The sequence below is a fragment of the Mucilaginibacter sp. FW306-07-L genome (genome assembly GCF_058782065.1).
This window is the reverse complement of the sequence record NZ_JBYSXI010000002.1, coordinates 417,493-438,902: the sequence shown is the minus strand read 5'-3', so window position 1 is coordinate 438,902 and position 21,410 is coordinate 417,493. Positions and strand designations below refer to the sequence as shown.

Sequence of the window (21,410 nt, the reverse complement as noted above, 5' to 3'; positions counted from 1 at the left end):
AAATACTGATAGGTGCAAATAAAGTTTACGCTATCAGTAAATTACAGCCGCGAATGTCTGAATTATCAAAGCGTCCCAGTATTTCAAAGGAGCCATCGGCATATATCTTACCCAGGTCCTGCGTGGCAATGAATGAGCAGGAGTTGATATTGGCCAGATCGATAATATTGATGCCGCCCGTTTTGCCGGTACCGATGATACTCAATGGATCATTCGGGTCGCGGGGAATGATGCGCATCCAGGGCGGACAATTGAATATACCCTCGCCTTTCGAGTAAGCCTGCGAGAGCAGTTCCGTCATGCCGTATTCTGAATGTATTGCTTTAACACCAAAACCCCGGCCAAGCGTGTCATGCAGTTCCTCACGGATCATTTCCTTACGGCGGCCCTTCATGCCCCCGGTTTCCATCACCATCAATTCCGGAAAATTCATCGGGTACAGCTCAACAAAATTGAGCAGCGCAAAGGTTACGCCTAATAATAAAGTTGGCTTTTTTAATTCCTGCTGTTTTTTAAGCTGATGAAATAGGTCGGCGTGGTTGTACAGGTAAAAACCGCTGTCGACGTTGTTTGATTGTTTGATCAGGTCATCAGCCATATAAATAAGCGATGAACCTTCGCGCTCCAGGTAGGAGGGCAGCAGGGCCAGCACCGTATAATCCTTTATATCGCCATAAAACAAACTGAATGTCTTGCGAAAGCTCTCCACATACCAGCTTACATCAGTAACATGGTGGCGGCTGGTAACTATGCCGGTAGTGCCCGAACTGGTAAAGGTAACCTCAATATCATCATGCGACGTAACTACCGCCTGTGATTTAAAGAACTCCACCGGCAAAAACGGGATGCTGCTAACATCCTTTACCGAAGCTGCATCAATATTCAATCCGCTTAAAAACTCCTTGTAAACAATATTATGCTCAGCCTGGTAACTGAATACATCAATTGCGGCGTGGTTAAACTCAGCCTCGTTGCTGATAGAAAATATTTGCTCTTTACCGGGTTTGTTCATTACTGCAAAGATAATTAAAAGCCCGGCCATGCAAATTTAACGCCTGCCCGGCCTATCATAATAAAGTAAAATGCACGTTTAGTTAAACAAGCATTATGCTTGTTGGTTGTAATATTGCAGCTAAATACATAGACGATACCAAACATTTAAAGAGCTTATGAAAACGCTAAAATTTTTAAAACTCCCGCTTTTGTTAAGCGTGTTTTTTATACTGACCTCAGCCGCTGACGCAGGTAAGGAAACAGAAAGAATCAATAAATCAACCGAGGTGCTTACGGCATTCACCAAAATGAAGGAAAGCATACCGCACGAATTGTTGCAGGAATACCAGGGCCTTGTAGTAATCCCTAAACTAATAAACGCGGGCTTTGGCATTGGCGGCAAACGCGGCAAAGGCGTGGCCATGGTAAAACTGGCCGACGGTAGCTGGAGCGATCCGGTATTTATTACCATGACCGGCGGTAGCATCGGTTTCCAGATCGGTGTACAATCGGTTGACCTGGTGCTGGTGTTTAAAAGCAAGGGCGTGCTAACCAAGGTTAAAAATGGCGACTTTACCATCGGTGGCGATGTGTCGGCAACTGCTGGTCCGGTTGGCCGCAGTTCGAGCGCCAGTACCGATCATGAACTGGATGCCGAGATCTACTCTTACTCGCGCAGCAAAGGCTTGTTTGCCGGTATCAGCATCAATGGTTCAAACCTAGCAATTGATAAATCATCCATTGCCAACTACTACGGTGCAAAAGCTACCTCGCAGGAAATATTCGCTTCATCAAAAACTACAACAGAGGAGGTGAAAAATCTTAAAGCTACTTTAGCTAAAATGTAATTGATTGTACCGGGTAAAAATTATACGGAAAGCCGATCCTGTACAGGGCCGGCTTTTTTTAGTTTGATACCAGGCCCGAGATAATGTTGATGCTCAAGGCTACTATCGCGGTATTGAACACAAACGATACCAAGCCATGCACCAGCGCCAAACGGCGTATGCGGCGTGAGGATATCTCCACATCAGACACCTGGAACGTCATACCGACTACGAAAGAGAAGTATACAAAATCGAGATAATCGGGCAGGGGCTCATCCGGAAATTGCAGGCCCGCAGGCGAATCGGGCTTATCAGCCTGTAAGTCATAGTAAATATGGGCATAACGCATGGTAAATAGCGTATGTACCAGCCACCACGAAGTAATAACCGCGCCAAGGGCTAAAAATACGTTTGCGGTAACTTCATCATCCGCATGGCCTTTGGTGGATTTGAGTAAGATGTAAATTGCCGATAAACTGATTAAAGCGGCACCCAATACAATGATGAATATAAGGGTACGGCTTGAGTCCTCCAAACTGGCTATCTTACGGATCTCGCGAGGGTGAGCGCCGAATATCACTATCCAATCCAGTATAATAATACTCAGGGCGAAGCCTATCCAGGTGGTAAGAATGGTAGCGGGTACCGATTCGGCACGAAAGATAAAAAATGCCCCCGCGGCCACCAGCATTGAAATATAGATACGGTAATGCGCGTCTATCCGTAAAAATAATCCTTTGGGTTTTTGCAATTTAGGGGGGATGCCGCTCATGTATCAAATATGAATAAACGGCGGCATATATTACACGGCTTGCTGATGAAATTTTAGTCGCCGATAATTTCAACTACCCGGCCCACCTGCCCGTCTTCCAGCCTTACTTTTATGCCGCGGGAATGAAATGCCGCGCTGGTGAGCAGCTTTTCAACAATGCCGCGGGTACGTGCGCCGCTGCGCTGATCTTTTTTCAGGATGATATCGACCTCCAGGCCGGGGTAAATATCTTCGCGGCGCTGGCCGTTGTTGCCGCCGCCTTCGCTGGTGAGCCTGAATGTGGGTATGCCTGCCATAATTATTAATGTGAGGATACAAATTTAAGCCCAACAATTGAACTTATCAGCGTAGCGATAAAAAATAAACGCCAGAAGCTGGCCGGTTCTTTAAAAAACAGGATGCCGATGATTACCGTGCCCACCGCGCCAATGCCTGTCCATACGGCATAGGCTGTGCCCAAAGGCAGGGTTTGGGTAGCTTTGTACAGCAGGATCATGCTCAGGGTCAAAAAAAACAAAAAGCCGCCGATCCACGACCAGTACAGGCTGCCCGAAGCTTCTTTAGCTTTACCCAAACAGGTGGTAAAGCCAACCTCGCAAAGGCCGGCTAAAATGAGTATAAACCAGTTCATGCCGGCAAATATCAGCTTTTTGCCAGATACTGATTGATAAATTCCACAACTGCCTTATCGCCGCCTTCTTCAAAGCCGTCAATTTTTTTAACCACTTTGTTGTGCTGATCAACAATATAGATCTGGGGGATAAAGCCTAAATTGTAGCGGGCGTCGGCACGGGTTTTCTCCGCTGGTTGTATTAAAAGTTGCTGCCAAGGCATTTTTTCCTGCGCCATGGCGGTTTCCCAATCAGTCTTTTCATCATCAATTGAAATGCTGACGATACGCACATCCTTAGCCGGGATTTGGTTATAGACTTTTTTAAGCGATGGTATTTCTTGCCGGCAGGGACCGCACCAGCTTGCCCAAAAAACTACAATGTTCAGCTTTTTGGTGCTATCGAGCACGGGCAGCAGTATATTGTTTTGATCCGTCAGGCGGCTTTGTATAAAGATGTCCTTGCTTGGTGGCTGCGCGTCAATAAAGCGTTTTATATTGCGGCCTTTGTAGGATGACTTCACACCGTCACTGAAATTGTTGTAAAAGCTTTCAAGTGTTTTGTGGTCAAACTCATACTGCAGATTTTGTAAGGCGTGGAGCGCGTAAAAAGCATCAGGTGTTTCTTTTATGAGTTTGTTTATCCTTGCGGCCTGCGCTTTCCTTTGATTTGAATCAATGCTGATTCTTGTAAAAGGAAGATCGTAATTTTTAAAGTAGAATTTATTTTGCGGCCCGCCGGTAAGCATCGCTTTATCACTTGGTTTAGAAATAGTTCCTTCAAGTTCGATGGTTCCTGGTTCAAGCATAAAACTATCATAACCATTTAGGCCGTGAGCGGTCATCTTCGCTCCTTGGTGAGTTATAAATAATGGGTCTTTTTTACCACCCTTATTATAGCTTAGCTTAACCAGGTCCGGTTCAATTATAGTATCGGGATGGATGTTGAATTCAAACTTACCATCAGTAACTTTTGCAGAATCAAACGGCTCGCTACTGATGGGGTAGGTTTTGGCCAGGTACACCATATCGGTGTTCAGCCCTTTAATATCACCTTTGATTATAGCGGTATTATTTTGTTTGCAGGCCGAAAAAGTCAACGCGGCAAACGCGAAGATCAAAAGGCGGGTAGTTGTATGCATAGGATCAGGTATAAGTTCCATGTAAATCTACCTATACCTGATCGTATTTTGATAATTATTCAACCAGTTTATTTACAGCCTGTTCAACCTTATTAAAATCAAAGCTTGATAATAACTCGTTGAATGCCGCGCTGATATGCTCATTGCCGAGGTTGCCAATGCTGCCTTCGTGCGTGTGGTTTACTGTTTTTTCAGGGTTAAAGTTGCCTTGCTCAATAGCCAAACCTACCTGTTTATAAGCATCGCGGAAAGGTACGCCGCTTAGTACTTGCTTATTCACTTCTTCTACGCTGAACAGGTACGTGTATTTGGCATCATCCAGAATATTGGTTTTTACCTCGATGTTTTGCAGCATAAAGGTGGCCATGTGCAGGCAGTTTTTTAGTTCCGTAAAGGCAGGGAAAAGCAGCTCTTTTAACAGTTGCAGTTCGCGGTGATAGCCTGATGGCAGGTTAGTGGTCATTAGGGCTACATCATTGGGCAGGGCTTGCAGGCGGTTACATTTACCGCGCATGATCTCCCACACATCCGGATTTTTTTTATGTGGCATAATGCTGCTGCCGGTGGTCAGGTTTTCCGGGTAGCTTACAAAGGCGAAGTTTTGGCTCAGGTACAGGCATTGGTCCATAGCCATTTTAGCCAGGGTTGCTGCTATGGATGATAGTGCCTGCGCGATAATGCGCTCGGTTTTACCCCTGCCCATCTGTGCGTAAACTACGTTATAGTTAAGGCGATCAAAGCCTAGCAACTGCGTGGTAAGCGTGCGGTTAAGCGGGAATGATGAACCATAACCCGCCGCCGAACCCAGGGGATTTTTATTGGTAATTTTATAAGCAGCCAGTACCAGTTCCAAATCATCTGCCAGGCTTTCGGCATAAGCGCCAAACCACAGCCCGAATGATGAGGGCATAGCCACCTGCAAGTGGGTATAGCCCGGCAGCAATACATCCTTATGTTTTTCACTTAGCGCGATTAATTGCTTAAACAAACTCTCCGTTTCGGCAACCACCTGCTGTAACTCATAGCGAAAAAACAGTTTCAGGTCAACCAGTACCTGGTCGTTACGTGAACGGCCACTGTGAATTTTTTTACCGGCTTCGCCAATGCGGCGGGTAAGCAGCAGTTCTACCTGCGAGTGTACATCCTCAACATGTTCCTCTATCTCAAAATTGCCGTTGGCAATCTCTTTATAAATGTTTTTCAGTTCGGCCTGTACCAGCTCAAGATCGTCGGCACTCATCAGGTTAATGCTTTGCAGCATACGCGTATGCGCCAGCGAGCCAAGCACATCAAAAGCGGCCATTTGGCGGTCAAACTCGCGGTCGCGGCCCACGGTAAAATCTTCTACTAACTGGTTAACGTTGGTTGTTTTTTGCCAAAGTTTGCTCATGCTGCAAATATGGTAATTTATAGGGAATGTATACCCGTCGAAATAAAACCTCACCCCGGCCCTCTCCAGGGGAGAGGAAGCTGAAAATTTTCCCGTCATTTCGAACGAGGTACGAGGAGAAATCTGTCGCCTGACCATGTACGGCGGCAGGTCCCTCACGCCGTTCGGGATGACAGATTATATAAATCAAGAAATAGATGCGTCATTGCGAGGTACGAAGCAATCTCTTTAGGATATTCTAAAAGATAGGTCGCTCGGGGATTGCTTCGTACCTCGCAATGACGTTTTGATTCTATATTGAACAAATCCGCTCCGCCACCGCCTTCCCGCTGCTTAACGCCGCTTCAACCGTGCCCATGGCGGTACCATCGTAAAGATATTCGCCGCAAAAGTAGAGGGTGTCATCAACGGGCTTGTAAAGCACCTCGCGTGCCTGGTCGCTGCCAACCATGTCATAAGCGTAGGAGCCGAGGGTAAAAGGGTCAGCCGTCCAGTTGGCAATGTTCCAGGCAATGAGCCTGCTTTTCAATACGTCCGGTGCTATTTTAAATATATGACTTAGCGAGGCTAAGGCTAAATGTAATATTCCTTCATCACTTATATCCTTTTTATCAAAAGCGGCAGGACCGCCCAGCCAACCGGTTAACATCGGCGAGGGGTGGGGCGATTGCGTCCACCAGGTTGGCACAGCTTCGCTGCTGAGCAGGAAACCCATGTTTTTCAGATCAGCACCGGCCAGCCTGGCTATATCAGCATCCTGCCAAAAAGCGTGATCAAACTCCAGCAAAATTTTAATGATGGCACCAAAGCCTATTTGTTTGATCGCGTTTAACTGTTCAGGAATGCCGGGCTCAAACATGATAGCGCTTTTTAAGTCGGGAGCGGATTTCAGCACGCCTAAGGGCAGGGCTATAACCGCTTTTTCGGCAGTGTACACGGTGCCCTCAGCCGTAGTTACGCTAACCTGGCCTTGTTGCCAGCTTATATTTTTTACGGTGGCATTTAAAACAATGCTGTTGCCCGCGGCCTTGCAAACATCAGCCAGGTATTTAATCAAGTGGCAATAACCCCGGTCTATACGGTATTGGTCTGCTTCCTCATGCTGCCACTCATTAGCCAGGGCTTTGGTGCCGGCCAGCGCCGGGTCGGCCGTATCGTAGCCGGATACAAAGCTGATGGCGCTTTTTCGTAACTCCGCATAACGCTCGCCGGCAAAATATTTATCTAAAAATTGTGTGAGCGGCATGTCCTCTTGCAGTAAACCCAGCTTTTCAAGCAGTTCGTCCCAGGCTTCGTTCATTTGGTTGCTTTGCAAGAAACGGCCGTTATCGTACTGCCACATCTCAAACCCGGCTTGCCGGTATTTTAAACCGGCTTCATCCAGCAACTGCAAGGTAACAGGCAGATTGCCATGCACAAACTCGGCACCCAACTCGGCCTGCTGAAAAAATAACTCGTTATTGATGGTATGGATACGTCCGCCCGTACGGTTGCGCGCCTCAAGTACCATAACCGTTTTGCCGGCGCGGGTTAGTTCACAGGCAGCCATCAGACCCGAAGCGCCCGCGCCAATTACAAGTACGTTTGTTATTTTCATAAAACGGATAGATAAAGCAAATTAACAAAACATGCGCCTTAACTCCAACCGTATGCCGTGATGCTTGTTATCATCCTTATAAACTTAGTAAAAATGCCCGAAGGCCCAACCATCATCATCGCCAAAAATAACCTGCAAAAATTTAAAGGCAAGCGGGTTATGGCAGCTATTGGCTATACCCCGGCGTTTGAGCCGGCGATGCTGGAGGGCAAAGTGCTTACTGATATTAAAACCTGGGGCAAGCACCTGCTGCTGTGTTTTGGCAAGCTCACCGTACGCGTACATTTTATGCTTTTTGGCTCCTATAAAATTGATGAGCGTGGAAAAAATAACGCCGTTTTGCAATTGGAATTTGCTAACGGCATACTCTATTTTTATGTAGCTAAATTACTGCTGATAGAACAGGATCTGGATGAGGTTTACGACTGGCAGGCCGACATCATGAATGATGATTTCAACCCCGAAAAAGCCATCGAAAAAATAAAGACCAAACCCAACCGCATGATCTGCGATGTGCTTATGGATCAGCAAATTTTCTCTGGCGTGGGCAACATCATCAAAAATGAAACCCTGTTTCGTTCAAAAATACATCCTGAAAGTACAGCCGGTTCTATCCCGGCCGCTAAACTCAAGCAGTTGATCAACCAAACGGTTAGCTATACATTCCAGTTTCTCGAACAAAAACAAGCCGGAACCCTGAGTAGCAACTGGCAGGCTTATGAGCAGGAAGAATGCCCGCGCAATCATGTGCCGTTTGTTAAAAAGGAACTGGGTAAAACCAAACGCTGGTGTTATTACTGCAACAAGTGCCAAAAGCTGTATCAGTAAAAGTTATTCTTTTTTGAAGATGGTACCCCTGCCGCCTTGTTCAATGTTCAGCTCACCTTTCGCGGTATCAAACGTAATTACAATACCCGCCGCTTCAAAGGCGAATTTATCAGGGCCGATAGGTTCCAGCGGGAAATCGCTTTGCCCGGTTGCCTGCGCGGTGAGCACGCCATTTTTCTTAGCTACGGTTATTTTTATGGATGCCTGGCTGATGCCGTAAACACCGGTGTATTTCGTTAAATCGGCATCGCTAAGTTTTATATCGCTGAATACCGGTAGCTGGTAAGGTTGCACGAAGTAGATTTTTAAAGCCGCCAAACCTATGGTATTGATGGAATAGCTGCCGCCGTTACTGCAAATGGCAACAGTTAGTTTTTCCTTAGGATAATATACCAGGTCTGAGTTAAACGCGTCGATACTGCCGTTATGGCCAAAGCCCTGCAACTCATTAAAACGATAACTAAACATACCCGACCCAAAATTACCGTCGAGCGTTTTCATCACATTCAGGCTGCTATCGCTCACCAGTTTGCCGTTAAACAATCCTTCAACAAAACGGGTCAGGTCAGCCGGGGTAGATACAATGGCTCCCGCACCGCCCGGTACGCTCATGTCGGTAGCAGTTTCCGGCTGCCATGCGTTAGCGTATTTAAAGGATTGTGCCTCACCATTCTTTGGGTTGATGGCACCGCCCGCATAGGTTTTAGCCAGGCCAAGTTTACCGGTTATACGATCTTTAACCAGTTGCGCATAGGTTTTGCCGGTAACCTTTTGCGCTATGTAGCCCAGCAGTACATAGTTGGTGTTGCTGTAAGCTGATTTGGTATCCGGATCAAAAGCTTTTGGCTGTTTCTCAAACCGGGCAATTTGCTGTTGCTCTGTTTGCGGTTGGGCGAAGTAGGTAAGGTAAGTACTGTCGTTAGTAAAATTGAACAAGCCACTGCGATGTTTTAACATCAGGCCGATGGTAATTTTATCAGCCCCGGGTATTTTAGGGTACCACTTCGCCAAGGCATCATTTAACTTTAATTTACCTTCATCAACCAATTGAAAGATGAGGGTAGCCGTAAACATTTTACTGATGGAGCCGATGCGGTATTTAGTGTCTGTCGTGGCCGGTACGCCAGGCGCTGCTATCCCTGTAGCCTTTTGATAGACTATTTTGCCATTCTGCGAAATTGCCACACTCACCATTCTGCGGTTTTTTGCCGCCAGCAGATCAAGCAGGCTGTCAAGCTTTGCTTTATTAAACGTGTTTTGCGCGAAAGCGTTCGCTGTTAAGATAATCAGGAGGCAAATGGCCGTTGCTGTTTTTTTCATTATGATGGTTTTCGGTAATGAGACTGCACCGCCGGGAAATAAGTTACACCCTATTCAGTAAAAGATTATTGTTGAATTTTGATATAAATTTCTAACAAATTTTAAAAACTACCGCCCAATAAGTTGTTAACTAATTAACTTTATATTTGAAGATTATTAGAGCTATTGCAGGATGCCGCCAAAAGGAAATCAGTTTAAAACCAATACGATAAGGGACGAAAACAAACCCCGAACCCCCGGCGCGAAGCCCGAAAAGGGCAGGGTGTTTAAGGTAAAACCCGAACATTTACCCACGTTCGACCTTAAAAATGGCCGGATTATAAAAGTTGCCGGTTTGTTTTTTTTGATCCTCTCCATATTTTTTTTAACGGCTTTTACCTCATACCTTTTTACCTGGCAGGAGGATCAGAGCTACGTATCAAAGGCTAACGGCGGCTGGGATAACCTGTTTAAAACCACGCAGGAACTCGCCCTTAAAAACATTGACCCGGTGGTTGATAACTGGCTGGGTAAATTTGGCGCGCTGCTGGCCAACCAGTTTATTTTCGAGTGGTTTGGCGTGGCATCGTTCCTGTTTGTGTTTGTGTTTTTTGTGATGGGATACCGTATGCTGTTTAAGGTGCGGTTATTCTCCATCAGCAAAATGCTGGCTTATACCTTGTTTGGAATGGTGTTTTTGTCCATTGCCTTTGGATTTTTCCATTCGTTTATTAATGATACACCACATTACCTGGAAGGGCAGTTTGGTTTTTGGAGCAACCGTTTACTTGAAGCGCAGATAGGCCAAACAGGTGTTTTAGGCATTTTGGTATTTGCCGCGTTAACAGTGCTGATCATCGCCTATAATATCGACTTTAAATTACCCGAACGTAAGGAAAAGGTAAAACCCGAGGCCATATCTGATGTGGTGCCTGAACCGGTTGATTTAATAGAAGAGGAGCCCTCAGCGCCGGTTGAATGGCCGCGTGCCAATAACCATGGTACCCTGCGCGACAAGCTGGCCGCCAACGTGCCGAAAACCGAACCGATAAGGCCGCAGCCGGTAATGCAGGATGTACCTGTTTTTCACGAAACGGTAGTACTTACGCCTGACCCGGTAGTGAACGAGCGCGTGATACATGAGCCGGAAGAAGAAGAGGAAATACCTTTAACCGTAGAAACAGAACGCCCAACTGCCATACTGAATATCGAAAAAAGCGACTCAGACAAGGCTAATGATTTGGTTGAGCAGTTCGGTATGTTTGACCCGACACTTGACCTGGCCAGCTATAAATACCCGCCGCTGGAATTGCTGGAGAATTACGGCACCAACAAAATAGCGGTTAACACGGAAGAATTAGAGGCCAATAAAAACAAGATCGTAGAAACCCTCAATCATTATAACATCGAGATTGATAAGATAAAGGCTACCATCGGTCCGACAGTAACACTGTACGAGATCATCCCGGCACCGGGTGTGCGTATCTCCAAGATCAAGAACCTGGAGGACGATATCGCGCTGAGTTTGGCCGCCCTGGGTATCCGTATCATTGCGCCAATGCCGGGTAAGGGTACCATCGGTATCGAGGTGCCTAACCAGCATCCCGAAATGGTTTCCATGCGGTCAGTACTGGCTACGGAGAAGTTCCAGAATACTACGATGGATCTCCCTATCGCCCTGGGCAAAACCATCTCTAACGAAGTATTTATTGCCGATCTGGCCAAAATGCCCCACTTACTGGTGGCAGGTGCTACCGGTCAGGGTAAATCGGTGGGTATTAACGCCATCCTGGTATCGTTGCTATACAAACGCCATCCGGCGGAGTTGAAGTTTGTACTGGTCGACCCGAAAAAGGTAGAGTTAACCTTGTTCCGCCGTATTGAACGTCACTTTTTGGCAAAACTGCCTGACGAGGCGGATGCTATCATCACCGATACTAAAAAGGTGATCAACACGCTGAACTCGCTATGTATCGAGATGGATCAGCGGTATGATTTGTTGAAGGATGCCCAGGTACGTAACCTGAAGGAATACAACGCTAAATTCATCAACCGTAAAATACCTAACCCGGAGAAGCACCGCTTTTTGCCGTTCATCGTACTGATCGTCGACGAGTTTGCCGACTTGATGATGACCGCCGGTAAAGAGGTGGAGATGCCGATCGCCCGTTTGGCGCAGTTGGCCCGTGCGGTGGGTATTCACCTGGTTATCGCAACGCAAAGGCCATCGGTAAATATTATTACAGGAACCATCAAGGCCAACTTCCCGGCCAGGCTGGCGTTCAGGGTACTGTCAAAAATCGACTCGCGTACCATATTGGATGCCGGCGGTGCCGATCAGTTAATTGGCCGCGGTGATATGCTGTTATCAACCGGCAGCGACCTGATCCGTTTGCAGTGTGCCTTTGTTGATACGCCTGAGGTGGAAAAAATATCATCCTATATCGGCGATCAGCGGGGCTACCCAACAGCGCACATGCTGCCTGAATACGTAGGCGATGGCGAGGAAAGCAACGGCCCTAAGGATTTTAATCCGGACGACCGCGACCCTATGTTTGAAGATGCCGCCCGCCTGATCGTACTGCATCAGCAAGGTTCAACCTCACTAATACAGCGCAAGCTTAAACTGGGCTACAACCGCGCAGGCCGTATTATTGACCAGCTCGAAGCCGCAGGCATAGTTGGTCCGTTTGAAGGCAGTAAGGCACGCGATGTATTATACCCGGATGAATATAGCCTGGAGCGTCATCTGGAAGCGTTATCGGGCAAGGGAGAGTAAGACCTCATCACAACCTAAAAATCGCGTCATTGCGAGGTACGAAGCAATCTCTTTAGGATATTCTAAAAATAGGTCGCTCGGGGATTGCTTCGTACCTCGCAATGACGGTAAATGAAATAGATAAATCAACATAACCCATGCTGCTATTCGCCATTATACTCACATTAACCTTTATCAGCGGATTATTCCTGCCCTGGTGGGTAGCCGTGCTGATCGCACTGGTGGTGGCATACTTTGTAAAAACAAGTGGCAGCGCATTTTGGTCGGGGTTTGCAGGGGTGGGGCTGGCCTGGCTGGCTTTTTCATTGCTTAAAACCTTGCCAAATGATAATGTGTTGGCTACACGCATGGCCACGTTATTCCACCTTCCGCACTGGTTATATTTGCTGCTGGTAACGGTAGTGATAGGCGGCTTACTTGGCGGTTTTGCCGCGCTTACCGGCAGGCTGGTACGCAAGGCGGTTGAGCGACCGCAATCAACTTAATCAAACAATCCTTTTTCCTTGCCGATGAATTTTGGCCGCATCAGGTTCAATCCCAGTTTTTTGTTGAATTGATCGGATACGTAATCGCTCAGCTCGGGCGAATAGCGTTCATCATGCTGGTGCATAAAAAACCAAACGGATTGCAGGCCTTTATCGGCCCATTGCTTAATGCGATCGATCCATTCGTCCACCCGCAGGTAGTCGGTACGGTCGAGGCTGTTACCCACAAAGCGGATAAAAGCATGCGGCGTAGGCAGGTGCATGTGCACACAATCGCGCCGGCCGCTGGCATCGGTAATTACCGCGCCTATGTTGAGTTGCTTAAACAAGTTGAAAACCTTTTCGCTGTTTTCTGGCACGGCAAACCAATCCTTGTGCCGCAGTTCCACAAATACCGGTACATCCGTTGGCAGGTGTTCCAGGTAGGCCTTTAATTCGGGAAAGCTTTTGGGTGTAAAGTTATCGCTCAGTTGCAAAAACAGTGGGCCCAGCTTATCGCCAAAGGCGGTTATGCCTTCGTAAAAGCTGGTGGTAATTTCTTCGGCGTTCTTTAACCGGCGGATATGGCTGATACTTTGCGAAAACTTAGGGCAGAACCTGAAATCAGGGTTGATAGCCGCCTTGTCGCGCCATTTGGCAATGGTTTCGGCACCGTAAACCTGGTAAAAGGTGGCGTTAAGTTCAATACAATCAAAGTGCTTAACATATTCATCCAAAAAATTGGCATCCTTGGTTTTGGGCGGATAAATTTTACCTACCCATTCCTTACGGCCCCATTTGGCGCAGCCTACGTGTACTTGCAAGTCGCCCTGCCGGTTTGATGACGCCAGCGTGTCCGTAGTGATCTGCGGATCAGGCTGCAAGGTGAAATCGGTAGTTAAAAGCTCTTCGGGGGTTACGCGGCCAAATTCCATAGGGTAGGGTTTTAAGGGTGTATAATTTAGCTGCCTAATTCAACAATGCGGTCAAACTCCTCGGGCTTGAGCGACATAACCGACAAGCGGCCCTGGCGCACCAAACTAATGTCCTTCAAACGCTCGTCTGCTTTGATTTGCTCCAGTTTAACCGGTTTCTTCAACGCCTCAACCGGCGATAGGTCGACCACCACCCAGTTAGCATCATCCGTAGTAGGATCCTGGTAAAATTCCTTAACCACTTTGGCAATACCCACAACCTCTTTACCCTCGTTGCTATGGTAAAACATCACCAGGTCGCCCTCTTTCATGCCCTTCAGGTTGTTACGTGCCTGGTAATTGCGCACGCCATCCCAAAAGGTACGGCCATCCTCATTAAATTTTTCCCAGCTATATTTAAATGGTTCGGATTTTACTAACCAGTAGTTCATTTACTGTTGAATTATCTTTTAGTTTATAAATAGCGAAAATAGGTAAAATAGTGTTTGATGAATTTAGGAATTATACATACAAGCTTCATTTTCTATTATGATAAATATTATATAACTTGGAATATATTTATAAGTACATGACAACCAGCCTTATCAACAAATTTGAAATACATTATTATTTTAGTGATGATTCGCATACAATGGACGCGTTTGTTCGAAATAAATGCGAGGCGGAGGCTCTATCAATAGCAAAGGAGATTTTAAGCACATTTAATCTAGAACTGACAGTTGAAACTGAGCCTTATGTTAATGGAGGTTTAAAACAAATCTGGAAATTTATAGGGAAAAATCAAGCGCAGATAACTTTAATAATGTCTGCAATTGCAATAGTTATTTCTTTAAGGTCTAATAACAATGAGAAATTAGATATTCTTCAAGAAGAATATTATAAGTCAAGTATTGAAAAGAATAATAAGGAGATTAAGAAATTAGATAATGAATCAGGAGACAAAGAGCATGATGAAATATTAACAGATACTGTTTATATAATTTTAAGTAATCTGAAAATTATCAAACATCGATCTAATTTTTACACCTATTTAGAAAATTATCCTAAAGTAACTCAGATATCTACTTCTATCCTTGATGAACAGAATCAAATAACTGAAGATTCAAGATTTGTAAAAAGAGATGAGTTTTCAGACTTTATTTTAGAATCAGATGACTTGCCGATTGTCACTGATGATCAAGCCTCAATTGATATTGTATCGCCGGTTCTTAAAAAGGGGAAATATAAATGGAAGGGCTTATACAATGGTCAACCTATTGAATTTTACATGAGGGATGATAAATTCAAAGAAAGTATATCGAAGCAAGAGGTTGCTTTCAAAAATGGTATTCAAATAGAATGCGTACTTGAAATTAATAAGAGAATAAATGAATTGGGGTACGAACAGGTGTTTAATTATAATGTTGTAATAGTTACTGCTGTTAAAGAAGGGGACGCTAAGGTTGAGACTGAACAAGGAAAAAGCTATAAAAAGATTCAAGAGCTTATGAAAACTCAATTAAGCATGGATCTCTAATACCCTTCAATGCAATATCTTAAACATCAACTCTCGCATCAATTCCCCGGGCGGCAGGTTTGATTCTACGCCTTTGCTTTTCAGGTCGTACTCGCGCAGCAGGCCGATGATCTGCATGGTTTTGGCGAAGTTGTAGTTGCGGGCGGCTTGTTCGTAATCCTTAATAAAGTAAGGGTTCACACCCATTTCCTTAGCCAGGTTTTGTGGGGTTTTGTCCTTTACGTAATGGTACACCAGCACTTTGCTAAAATAGTTGTTGAGGTTGCCAAACAGCAGCACAATAGGGTTGGCCTTGGGGTTGGCTTCAAAGTAGTTAATGATCTGGTTGGTTTTCAGCACATCCTTTTTAGCCAAAGCGGCCTGTAACTCAAAAACATTATACTCCTTGCTGATGCCAATGTTATCCTGAATGTGTTTCAGTGTAATTTCCTCGCCCTGCGGTACGTTCAGCATCAGCTTTTCCAGTTCGTTGGCAATTTTAGATAGATCATTACCCAGGTATTCGGCCAGCATGGTGGTAGCCTGCTGGCTGGCGCGGTAGCCTTTTTCCTGCACAAAGCCCTCTATCCAGCCGGGTATCTTATTATCATACAAACCGGCGGATTCAAACACCAGCCCGTTCTTATCAATAGCTTTGTAGGTTTTTTTGCGCTTATCAATTTTGCCGTATTTATAGCAAAACACCAGTATGGTGCTTGGCAGCGGGTTTTCAAGGTAGGCTAATATGGGGTTAATATGCTTTTTATCGTCGTCGTCCTTACCCCATTTCATTTCCTGCGCCTCTTTTACCAGTACCACCTGGTGGTCGGCCATCATGGGGTAACGCTTGGCGGCGTTAAGCACGGTCATGATGTCGGTATCCTTGCCGTACAGCACGGTTTGGTTAAAGCCCCGCTCGGCTGCAGGCAGCACGTTATGCTCAATATAATTGCTGATCAGGTCGATATAATACGGTTCATCGCCATGCAGCAGGTACACAGGTTTAAACTTACGGTTTTTCAGGTCCTTTAAAATATCAGTAGCAGTCATATCGTAAGGTCAAAATTAAGCATTACAAACCGCAAAGCCGAGGCATGCTGCATGGCATTTTAAATTACTTATAAACGTTTTGTACCTTGCGACGCTAATTAAGCTGAGCGTTTAATATGAGTTTGCTGCAACCGCTGGCCTTGCCGCCATACCCTTTTAAAATTACCGAAGCTAACGGACAGCTTACCCTGTTTGATGAGTTGCGCAAGCGAACTATTATTATTACGCCGGAGGAATGGGTGCGCCAGCATTTTGTACAATACCTCATCAACCAAAAGCAATACCCCAAAGCCTTAATGCGTTTGGAGGGTGGGCTAAAGCTGAATGGCATGAGCCGCCGTACCGATATTGTGGTATTTAACCGTGAGGGCGAGCGCATCTTAATGGTGGAGTGTAAAGCGCCATCGGTAAATATTGATCAGAAAGTGTTTGACCAGATTGCCCGTTACAACATGACGCACAAAGTAAGTTTGTTAGCCGTTACCAACGGCCTTATCCATTATTATTGCCGTATTGACCACGTGCAGCGCAGCTACCAGTTCATCCCCGACCTGCCGGGTTTTAACGAGCTTTAGCTGGCGATGGCTACCAGGTTTTGTATCTTCTCAAACAAGTCATCAGGCTTAAAAGGTTTTGATACATAATTGTTCATGCCCGAGGCGTAAACCTGCTCCTGTATATCAAACAACGCCGAGGCGGTAAGCGCGATAATAGGGGTTTTCGCTTTTTTAGGATCAATAAACCTGCGGATCTCGCGGGCGGCCTCAAAGCCATCCATTACGGGCATTTGCAGGTCCATCAGTACAATATCAAAATTACCGTATTGCAGTTTTTGCACCGCCATGGCACCATTCTCGGCAAAGGTGGGCACTATCTTCCATTTAGAGAGCAGCTTTTTCATCAGCATAACATTTACGGCATTATCTTCCGCGATGAGCACCTGCAGGTGGCTCAAATCATTACTGTCTGAAACCAGTTTCGGAACTTCGGCAACTTCAACCGCTTTGGTTGATACCTCAAACGCCATACTGAACGAAAACTCTGAGCCTACACCCGGTTTGCTGTTAACGTTAAGCTGCAGGCCCTGCAACTCCAGCAGCCTTTTTACAATGGCCAGGCCCAGGCCCGTACCGCCGTACTGGCGGGTAATGGTAATATTTTCCTGCGCGAAGGGTTCAAATATAGCCGCGAGGTTGCCGGGTTCAATACCGATGCCGGTATCCTTTACCGAAAAAAGCACCGTGCTGGTATTGTGCCGGTCTTCAACACAGGTGGCGCGTACCCAAACATTGCCCTGCTGCGTAAACTTAATGGCATTGCTCACCAGGTTAAAAACGATCTGGGTAATGCGGGTAGGGTCGCCAAAGAATACTTTGTTTTTTAAGCGGCTGTCAATATCAAGCTTAAAAAGCAAGCCTTTTTCTTCGGCTTTGATGATAAAGCTGCCGCAGATGTTGTTGAGCAGGTCAACCAGGTTCATGCGGATATGCTCAAAGGATACCTTGCCCGACTCTATCTTATCAAAGTCCAGCACATCATTTACAATAGACAGCAGGTTGGCGGCCGAAAACTTCAGGATGTCAAGGTTCTCCTTCTGATCCGTGCGTGGACTGTTCATGAGCAATAGGTTGGTCATGCCGATCACCGCATTAAGCGGCGTGCGTATCTCATGCGACATGGTCGACAGGAATTCCGATTTAGCGTGCGATGATTTTTCGGCCTTTTGCATGGCCAGTTCCAGTTTGCTGTTTAACTGCGCCTGCTCGTCGCCCACGTTTTTGAGCTGGCGCATATTGGTAATAAAGGCATTATAAAAATGACTGATCACAAAGATGGTGAGCATAAAATTGGCAAACACGCAGATGATCATGGTAGAAGGATCGATCTTTTCAGGCCTGAAATTGATGATGTAGCTGGTTTTATACTGTAATACTAAAAAGGCCAGTATGGGCAGCAGGTTAACCAGCGAATAAAATATGCCCCAGCGGTGCCCAAGCATGTAAAAGGAGAATACCACGATCAGGATGATGATCTGCACGGTGATCATGTTCACATCCTGCAAAATCACAAAAACATTACCCAGCGTTATCAGCGTGCCAATAACAAGCATGCCATGTGAAATAACGTACCAGTCGGGTTTATATGTAAGATACTTGAACATAACCACCACACTGGCAAGCAGCGCGGCCGAGGTAAAGAAAATAGCGGGCTGGCTTGTTAAATTAATACTGGCCAGCAGCAGGAGCATGGCTACGCCTACAAAAGTAAGCCCGTAATACAGCAGTTTAACGCGTGCCTGATCAAGTAGCGATTGATCGCTGTTGAGTATGCGTTTTAATGAAAAATTGAAAATGCCTGCGGGGTTGCTCATTGATAATACACCATTCAAATAACCGCGGGCCAGTGCAAGCCTTTACTTTTACCGGCCCGTGGTTATGGGTATTATCTGCAATTAGTTAGCCAAAGATGCCAGGCCTTCTTCAACAACGGCGAGTTTTGCTTCGGCATCAGCCTTTTTGCGCTGTTCGTTTTCTACAATCTCCGGCTTGGCGTTTTGTACAAAGCGTTCGTTGCCAAGTTTGGCATTAACTGATTTCAGGAACCCGATCAGGTATTCTTTCTCTTTTTCCAATCTTTCCTTTTCAGCTTCGGTATCAACATTCAGCTCCAGCGGTACAAAAAACTCGTCGGTATAGGCCATAAAGGCAACCGCGCCGCTAACTTTGGCATCAGTATAAGTCAGCTCGCTTACATTAGCAAGTTTTTGGATGATGCCGGCGTAGCTGTTATAGCTGATTCCGGAGTTTATTTTTCCTGTAAGTTGTAAGGTTTCTTTAGGCGATAGCTGATTTTTGCTTCTGATGTTCCTTACCTGCCCGATCACGGTTTTCACCACTTCAATGTCGCTGATTAACTGTGTATTTACTTCCCCATAAGTTGAAATTTGCGCTACAATACAACAATCGTTTTCCCCACGTTCGCCAAATAATCCATCGTGCCATAGCTCTTCTGTAATAAACGGCATAAAGGGATGAAGTATCTTCAGGATATTTTCAAAGTAGCCGATGGTTACGTTATAGGTTTGCCTGTCAATAGGTTGCTGGTAGGCCGGTTTGATCATTTCCAGGTACCAGGCGCAGAAATCGTCCCATACCAGTTTATAGGTGGCCATCAACGCTTCAGATAGACGGTATTGCGTAAAGGTGTCCTCAATTTCTGCCAGGGCCTGGTTAAAACGGCTTTGGTACCATTCAATAGCGATGTTGTTGGGGCATGGCAGGCTATCATCAACTTCCCAGCCTTTAACCAATAAAAAGGCATTCCATATTTTGTTGCCGAAGCTGCTGCCCCATTTGCAGTGCTCTTCGTCAAACATCAAATCGTTACCGGCAGGTGATGAACGCAGCATACCAATACGCACCCCATCGGCACCATAGGTGGCGATCAGATCCAGTGGGTCGGGCGAGTTGCCTAATGATTTCGACATTTTGCGGCCCAGCTTATCGCGCACTATACCGGTAAGGTACACATTGCGGAAAGGTATTTCCTGGCGCCACTCCAACCCGGCCATGATCATACGCGCTACCCAGAAGAATAATATCTCGGGCGCGGTAACCAGGTCATTGGTTGGGTAGTAGTATTTAATCTCCTCGTTATCCGGCTCGGCAATACCGTTGAATACCGATATCGGCCATAACCACGACGAGAACCAGGTATCAACCACATCATCTTCCTGGCGCAGTTCCGTAAAGGTCAAGCCTGCTTTTTCAAACTCAATTTTGGCTTCGGCCTCGGTTTTGGCAACAACCCATTCGTTTTTTCCGTTGTACCAGGCCGGTATGCGCTGCCCCCACCAAAGCTGGCGACTAATGTTCCAGTCCTTCACGTTCTCCATCCAGTGGCGGTAGGTGTTGATGAATTTTTCGGGGATCAGCTTAACCTCGCCATTCAATACCACATCAAGCGCTGGCTTAGCCATCTCGCTCATTTTACAGAACCACTGCATAGATAGCTTTGGCTCAATAACGGCATCCGTACGCTCCGAGAAACCTATCTGCGATTTATAATCCTCCGTTTTAGCTAATGATCCGGCTTCTTCCAACAGCACAGCTATCTTTTTACGGGCGGCAAAGCGGTCTTCGCCAACTAATATCTGCGCGCTTTCGTTCAGCGTACCGTCTTCGTTCAATATGTCAATTACCTGCAGGTTGTGCTTTTGGCCCAACTGGTAATCATTCAAATCGTGCGCCGGGGTAACCTTTAAGCAGCCGGTACCAAATTCCATATCTACATACTCATCCAGTATAACCGGTATTTCACGGTTAACAAGCGGTATCAATACCTTTTTGCCATGCAGATGCGTGTAGCGCGCATCATTCGGGTTAATGCAGATCGCGCTATCCGCCATAATGGTTTCCGGGCGGGTGGTGGCGATGGTGAGGAAGTCCTTAGAGTCCGAAAGTCCGTAAGTCGGTAAGTCCGTAAGTAGCTCGTCCTGTACAGCAAGTACTTCCTGCTTTTCATCATCACCAATTACAACCTTAGGCTTTTCTTCTTCATTTCCTGTCTTTCCGTCTTGCTCACTTTCCGACCCAACTACTTTGTAGTTGATATAATAAAGTTTCTGATTTACCTCTTTGCGGATAACTTCCTCGTCGCTAACGGCGGTTTTACCTTGCGGGTCCCAGTTAACCATGCGTACGCCGCGGTAAATCCAGCCTTTTTTGTACAGGTTGATAAAGGTATCGATAACGGCTTCGCTCATGTGCGGATCCATGGTGAAAGCGGTGCGGTCCCAATCGCATGATGCGCCCAGTTTTTTAAGCTGTTCGAGTATGATGCCGCCGTATTTTTCTTTCCACTCCCAGGCGTATTTCAAAAACTCTTCCCGGGTAATATCCTTTTTATTGATGCCTTTTTCTTTAAGCATGGCCACCACCTTAGCTTCAGTGGCAATACTGGCGTGATCGGTGCCGGGTACCCAGCAGGCGTTTTTGCCTTTCATGCGGGCGCGGCGTATCAGCACATCCTGAATGGTATTGTTAAGCATGTGGCCCATGTGCAGCACACCGGTAACGTTAGGCGGCGGGATCACGATGGTGTAAGGCTCGCGCTCGTCCGGTACAGATTTAAAAAACTGCTGCTGCAACCAGTAGCTATACCATTTATCTTCAAATTCCTGTGGCTGATATTTACTCATAGGCTGCAAAAATAATAATCCTGCGGTTA

The 21,410-nt window shown here is 46.1% G+C and carries 19 protein-coding genes; 6 read left to right on the top strand and 13 right to left on the bottom strand.

What is annotated here, in order from left to right; translation table 11 throughout:
- Positions 1-25: 25 nt before the first annotated feature.
- Positions 26-1,012 carry a LuxE/PaaK family acyltransferase gene (locus AC3WJC_RS12070; RefSeq protein WP_492399364.1) on the bottom strand — a complete coding sequence of 329 codons (987 nt, stop codon included), beginning with the start codon at positions 1,010-1,012 and terminating at the stop codon, positions 26-28.
- 157 nt (positions 1,013-1,169) lie between these two features.
- Here AC3WJC_RS12070 and AC3WJC_RS12065 point away from each other — a divergent pair, with 157 nt between their 5' ends.
- Positions 1,170-1,841: a lipid-binding SYLF domain-containing protein gene (locus tag AC3WJC_RS12065; protein ID WP_492399363.1), complete on the top strand. Its 672-nt coding sequence runs from the start codon at positions 1,170-1,172 to the stop codon at positions 1,839-1,841.
- Between the two features lie 58 nt (positions 1,842-1,899).
- Here the strand turns inward: AC3WJC_RS12065 and AC3WJC_RS12060 are convergent, their stop codons facing one another.
- The 6 genes from AC3WJC_RS12060 to AC3WJC_RS12035 all read right to left on the bottom strand — a co-directional run bounded on the left by AC3WJC_RS12060 (position 1,900) and on the right by AC3WJC_RS12035 (position 7,331).
- Entirely contained in the window at positions 1,900-2,592 is a 693-nt protein-coding gene (locus tag AC3WJC_RS12060) for a DUF1345 domain-containing protein (RefSeq protein ID WP_492399362.1), read from the bottom strand.
- Positions 2,593-2,645: 53 nt separating this feature from the next.
- Positions 2,646-2,888 carry a YwbE family protein gene (locus tag AC3WJC_RS12055; RefSeq protein ID WP_492399361.1) on the bottom strand — a complete coding sequence of 81 codons (243 nt, stop codon included), beginning with the start codon at positions 2,886-2,888 and terminating at the stop codon, positions 2,646-2,648.
- 5 nt (positions 2,889-2,893) lie between these two features.
- Positions 2,894-3,223 (bottom strand): DMT family transporter, encoded by a 330-nt coding sequence (locus tag AC3WJC_RS12050; RefSeq protein ID WP_492399360.1) that lies wholly within the window; start codon positions 3,221-3,223, stop codon positions 2,894-2,896.
- A gap of 11 nt (positions 3,224-3,234) precedes the next feature.
- On the bottom strand, positions 3,235-4,344 hold the full coding sequence (locus tag AC3WJC_RS12045) for a thioredoxin-like domain-containing protein (protein WP_492399359.1): 1,110 nt from the start codon (positions 4,342-4,344) through the stop codon (positions 3,235-3,237).
- A 55-nt stretch (positions 4,345-4,399) separates the two neighbouring features.
- Positions 4,400-5,734: an argininosuccinate lyase gene (gene argH / locus AC3WJC_RS12040; protein ID WP_492399358.1), complete on the bottom strand. Its 1,335-nt coding sequence runs from the start codon at positions 5,732-5,734 to the stop codon at positions 4,400-4,402.
- 292 nt (positions 5,735-6,026) lie between these two features.
- Positions 6,027-7,331, bottom strand: coding sequence for a flavin monoamine oxidase family protein (locus AC3WJC_RS12035; RefSeq protein ID WP_492399357.1), 1,305 nt, complete (start codon positions 7,329-7,331; stop codon positions 6,027-6,029).
- Between the two features lie 93 nt (positions 7,332-7,424).
- On the opposite strand from AC3WJC_RS12035, the gene AC3WJC_RS12030 reads away from it, so the two are divergent.
- The gene (locus AC3WJC_RS12030) at positions 7,425-8,159 is read left to right on the top strand and encodes a DNA-formamidopyrimidine glycosylase family protein (protein ID WP_492399356.1); all 735 of its coding nucleotides are present in this window, start codon (positions 7,425-7,427) and stop codon (positions 8,157-8,159) included.
- Positions 8,160-8,162: 3 nt separating this feature from the next.
- Here AC3WJC_RS12030 and AC3WJC_RS12025 read toward each other — a convergent pair whose 3' ends face one another.
- Positions 8,163-9,479, bottom strand: a complete 1,317-nt coding sequence (locus AC3WJC_RS12025; RefSeq protein WP_492399355.1) for a serine hydrolase domain-containing protein — start codon at positions 9,477-9,479, stop codon at positions 8,163-8,165.
- Positions 9,480-9,651: 172 nt separating this feature from the next.
- Between AC3WJC_RS12025 and AC3WJC_RS12020 the strand changes: the two genes are divergently transcribed.
- Both AC3WJC_RS12020 and AC3WJC_RS12015 read left to right on the top strand, forming a co-directional pair.
- Complete coding sequence (locus AC3WJC_RS12020; RefSeq protein WP_492399354.1) at positions 9,652-12,237, top strand: FtsK/SpoIIIE family DNA translocase; 2,586 nt, start codon at positions 9,652-9,654, stop codon at positions 12,235-12,237.
- A gap of 137 nt (positions 12,238-12,374) precedes the next feature.
- Positions 12,375-12,722, top strand: a complete 348-nt coding sequence (locus AC3WJC_RS12015) for a hypothetical protein (RefSeq protein ID WP_492399353.1) — start codon at positions 12,375-12,377, stop codon at positions 12,720-12,722.
- Here the strand turns inward: AC3WJC_RS12015 and AC3WJC_RS12010 are convergent.
- Positions 12,719-13,636, bottom strand: coding sequence for a DUF72 domain-containing protein (locus AC3WJC_RS12010; RefSeq protein WP_492399352.1), 918 nt, complete (start codon positions 13,634-13,636; stop codon positions 12,719-12,721). The two genes, AC3WJC_RS12015 and AC3WJC_RS12010, sit on opposite strands and share 4 nt — an antisense overlap.
- A 26-nt stretch (positions 13,637-13,662) precedes the next feature.
- Positions 13,663-14,067, bottom strand: coding sequence for an EVE domain-containing protein (locus tag AC3WJC_RS12005; protein WP_492399351.1), 405 nt, complete (start codon positions 14,065-14,067; stop codon positions 13,663-13,665).
- 137 nt (positions 14,068-14,204) lie between these two features.
- On the opposite strand from AC3WJC_RS12005, the gene AC3WJC_RS12000 reads away from it, so the two are divergent.
- Positions 14,205-15,152, top strand: coding sequence for a hypothetical protein (locus AC3WJC_RS12000; RefSeq protein ID WP_492399350.1), 948 nt, complete (start codon positions 14,205-14,207; stop codon positions 15,150-15,152).
- A gap of 6 nt (positions 15,153-15,158) precedes the next feature.
- Here the strand turns inward: AC3WJC_RS12000 and holA are convergent, their stop codons facing one another.
- A complete protein-coding gene (holA, locus tag AC3WJC_RS11995) occupies positions 15,159-16,181 on the bottom strand; it encodes a DNA polymerase III subunit delta (RefSeq protein ID WP_492399349.1) in 1,023 nt (340 codons plus the stop codon).
- Positions 16,182-16,297: 116 nt separating this feature from the next.
- Here holA and AC3WJC_RS11990 point away from each other — a divergent pair, with 116 nt between their 5' ends.
- Positions 16,298-16,756, top strand: coding sequence for a type I restriction enzyme HsdR N-terminal domain-containing protein (locus AC3WJC_RS11990; RefSeq protein ID WP_492399348.1), 459 nt, complete (start codon positions 16,298-16,300; stop codon positions 16,754-16,756).
- On the opposite strand, the gene AC3WJC_RS11985 is transcribed toward AC3WJC_RS11990, so the two are convergent.
- A complete protein-coding gene (locus tag AC3WJC_RS11985; RefSeq protein ID WP_492399347.1) occupies positions 16,753-18,552 on the bottom strand; it encodes an ATP-binding protein in 1,800 nt (599 codons plus the stop codon). The two genes, AC3WJC_RS11990 and AC3WJC_RS11985, sit on opposite strands and share 4 nt — an antisense overlap.
- 81 nt (positions 18,553-18,633) lie before the next feature.
- Entirely contained in the window at positions 18,634-21,381 is a 2,748-nt protein-coding gene (locus AC3WJC_RS11980) for a valine--tRNA ligase (RefSeq protein WP_492399346.1), read from the bottom strand.
- Between the last annotated feature and the right edge of the window lie 29 nt (positions 21,382-21,410).

What these genes read in the sequence shown, in the direction of transcription:
- AC3WJC_RS12070 (WP_492399364.1), bottom strand. Translation starts at nt 1,012, where the DNA reads ATGAACAAACCCGGTAAAGAGCAAATATTTTCTATCAGCAACGAGGCT.
- AC3WJC_RS12065 (WP_492399363.1), top strand. Translation starts at nt 1,170, where the DNA reads ATGAAAACGCTAAAATTTTTAAAACTCCCGCTTTTGTTAAGCGTGTTT.
- AC3WJC_RS12060 (WP_492399362.1), bottom strand. Translation starts at nt 2,592, where the DNA reads ATGAGCGGCATCCCCCCTAAATTGCAAAAACCCAAAGGATTATTTTTA.
- AC3WJC_RS12055 (WP_492399361.1), bottom strand. Translation starts at nt 2,888, where the DNA reads ATGGCAGGCATACCCACATTCAGGCTCACCAGCGAAGGCGGCGGCAAC.
- AC3WJC_RS12050 (WP_492399360.1), bottom strand. Translation starts at nt 3,223, where the DNA reads ATGAACTGGTTTATACTCATTTTAGCCGGCCTTTGCGAGGTTGGCTTT.
- AC3WJC_RS12045 (WP_492399359.1), bottom strand. Translation starts at nt 4,344, where the DNA reads ATGCATACAACTACCCGCCTTTTGATCTTCGCGTTTGCCGCGTTGACT.
- argH (WP_492399358.1), bottom strand. Translation starts at nt 5,734, where the DNA reads ATGAGCAAACTTTGGCAAAAAACAACCAACGTTAACCAGTTAGTAGAA.
- AC3WJC_RS12035 (WP_492399357.1), bottom strand. Translation starts at nt 7,331, where the DNA reads ATGAAAATAACAAACGTACTTGTAATTGGCGCGGGCGCTTCGGGTCTG.
- AC3WJC_RS12030 (WP_492399356.1), top strand. Translation starts at nt 7,425, where the DNA reads ATGCCCGAAGGCCCAACCATCATCATCGCCAAAAATAACCTGCAAAAA.
- AC3WJC_RS12025 (WP_492399355.1), bottom strand. Translation starts at nt 9,479, where the DNA reads ATGAAAAAAACAGCAACGGCCATTTGCCTCCTGATTATCTTAACAGCG.
- AC3WJC_RS12020 (WP_492399354.1), top strand. Translation starts at nt 9,652, where the DNA reads ATGCCGCCAAAAGGAAATCAGTTTAAAACCAATACGATAAGGGACGAA.
- AC3WJC_RS12015 (WP_492399353.1), top strand. Translation starts at nt 12,375, where the DNA reads ATGCTGCTATTCGCCATTATACTCACATTAACCTTTATCAGCGGATTA.
- AC3WJC_RS12010 (WP_492399352.1), bottom strand. Translation starts at nt 13,636, where the DNA reads ATGGAATTTGGCCGCGTAACCCCCGAAGAGCTTTTAACTACCGATTTC.
- AC3WJC_RS12005 (WP_492399351.1), bottom strand. Translation starts at nt 14,067, where the DNA reads ATGAACTACTGGTTAGTAAAATCCGAACCATTTAAATATAGCTGGGAA.
- AC3WJC_RS12000 (WP_492399350.1), top strand. Translation starts at nt 14,205, where the DNA reads ATGACAACCAGCCTTATCAACAAATTTGAAATACATTATTATTTTAGT.
- holA (WP_492399349.1), bottom strand. Translation starts at nt 16,181, where the DNA reads ATGACTGCTACTGATATTTTAAAGGACCTGAAAAACCGTAAGTTTAAA.
- AC3WJC_RS11990 (WP_492399348.1), top strand. Translation starts at nt 16,298, where the DNA reads ATGAGTTTGCTGCAACCGCTGGCCTTGCCGCCATACCCTTTTAAAATT.
- AC3WJC_RS11985 (WP_492399347.1), bottom strand. Translation starts at nt 18,552, where the DNA reads ATGAGCAACCCCGCAGGCATTTTCAATTTTTCATTAAAACGCATACTC.
- AC3WJC_RS11980 (WP_492399346.1), bottom strand. Translation starts at nt 21,381, where the DNA reads ATGAGTAAATATCAGCCACAGGAATTTGAAGATAAATGGTATAGCTAC.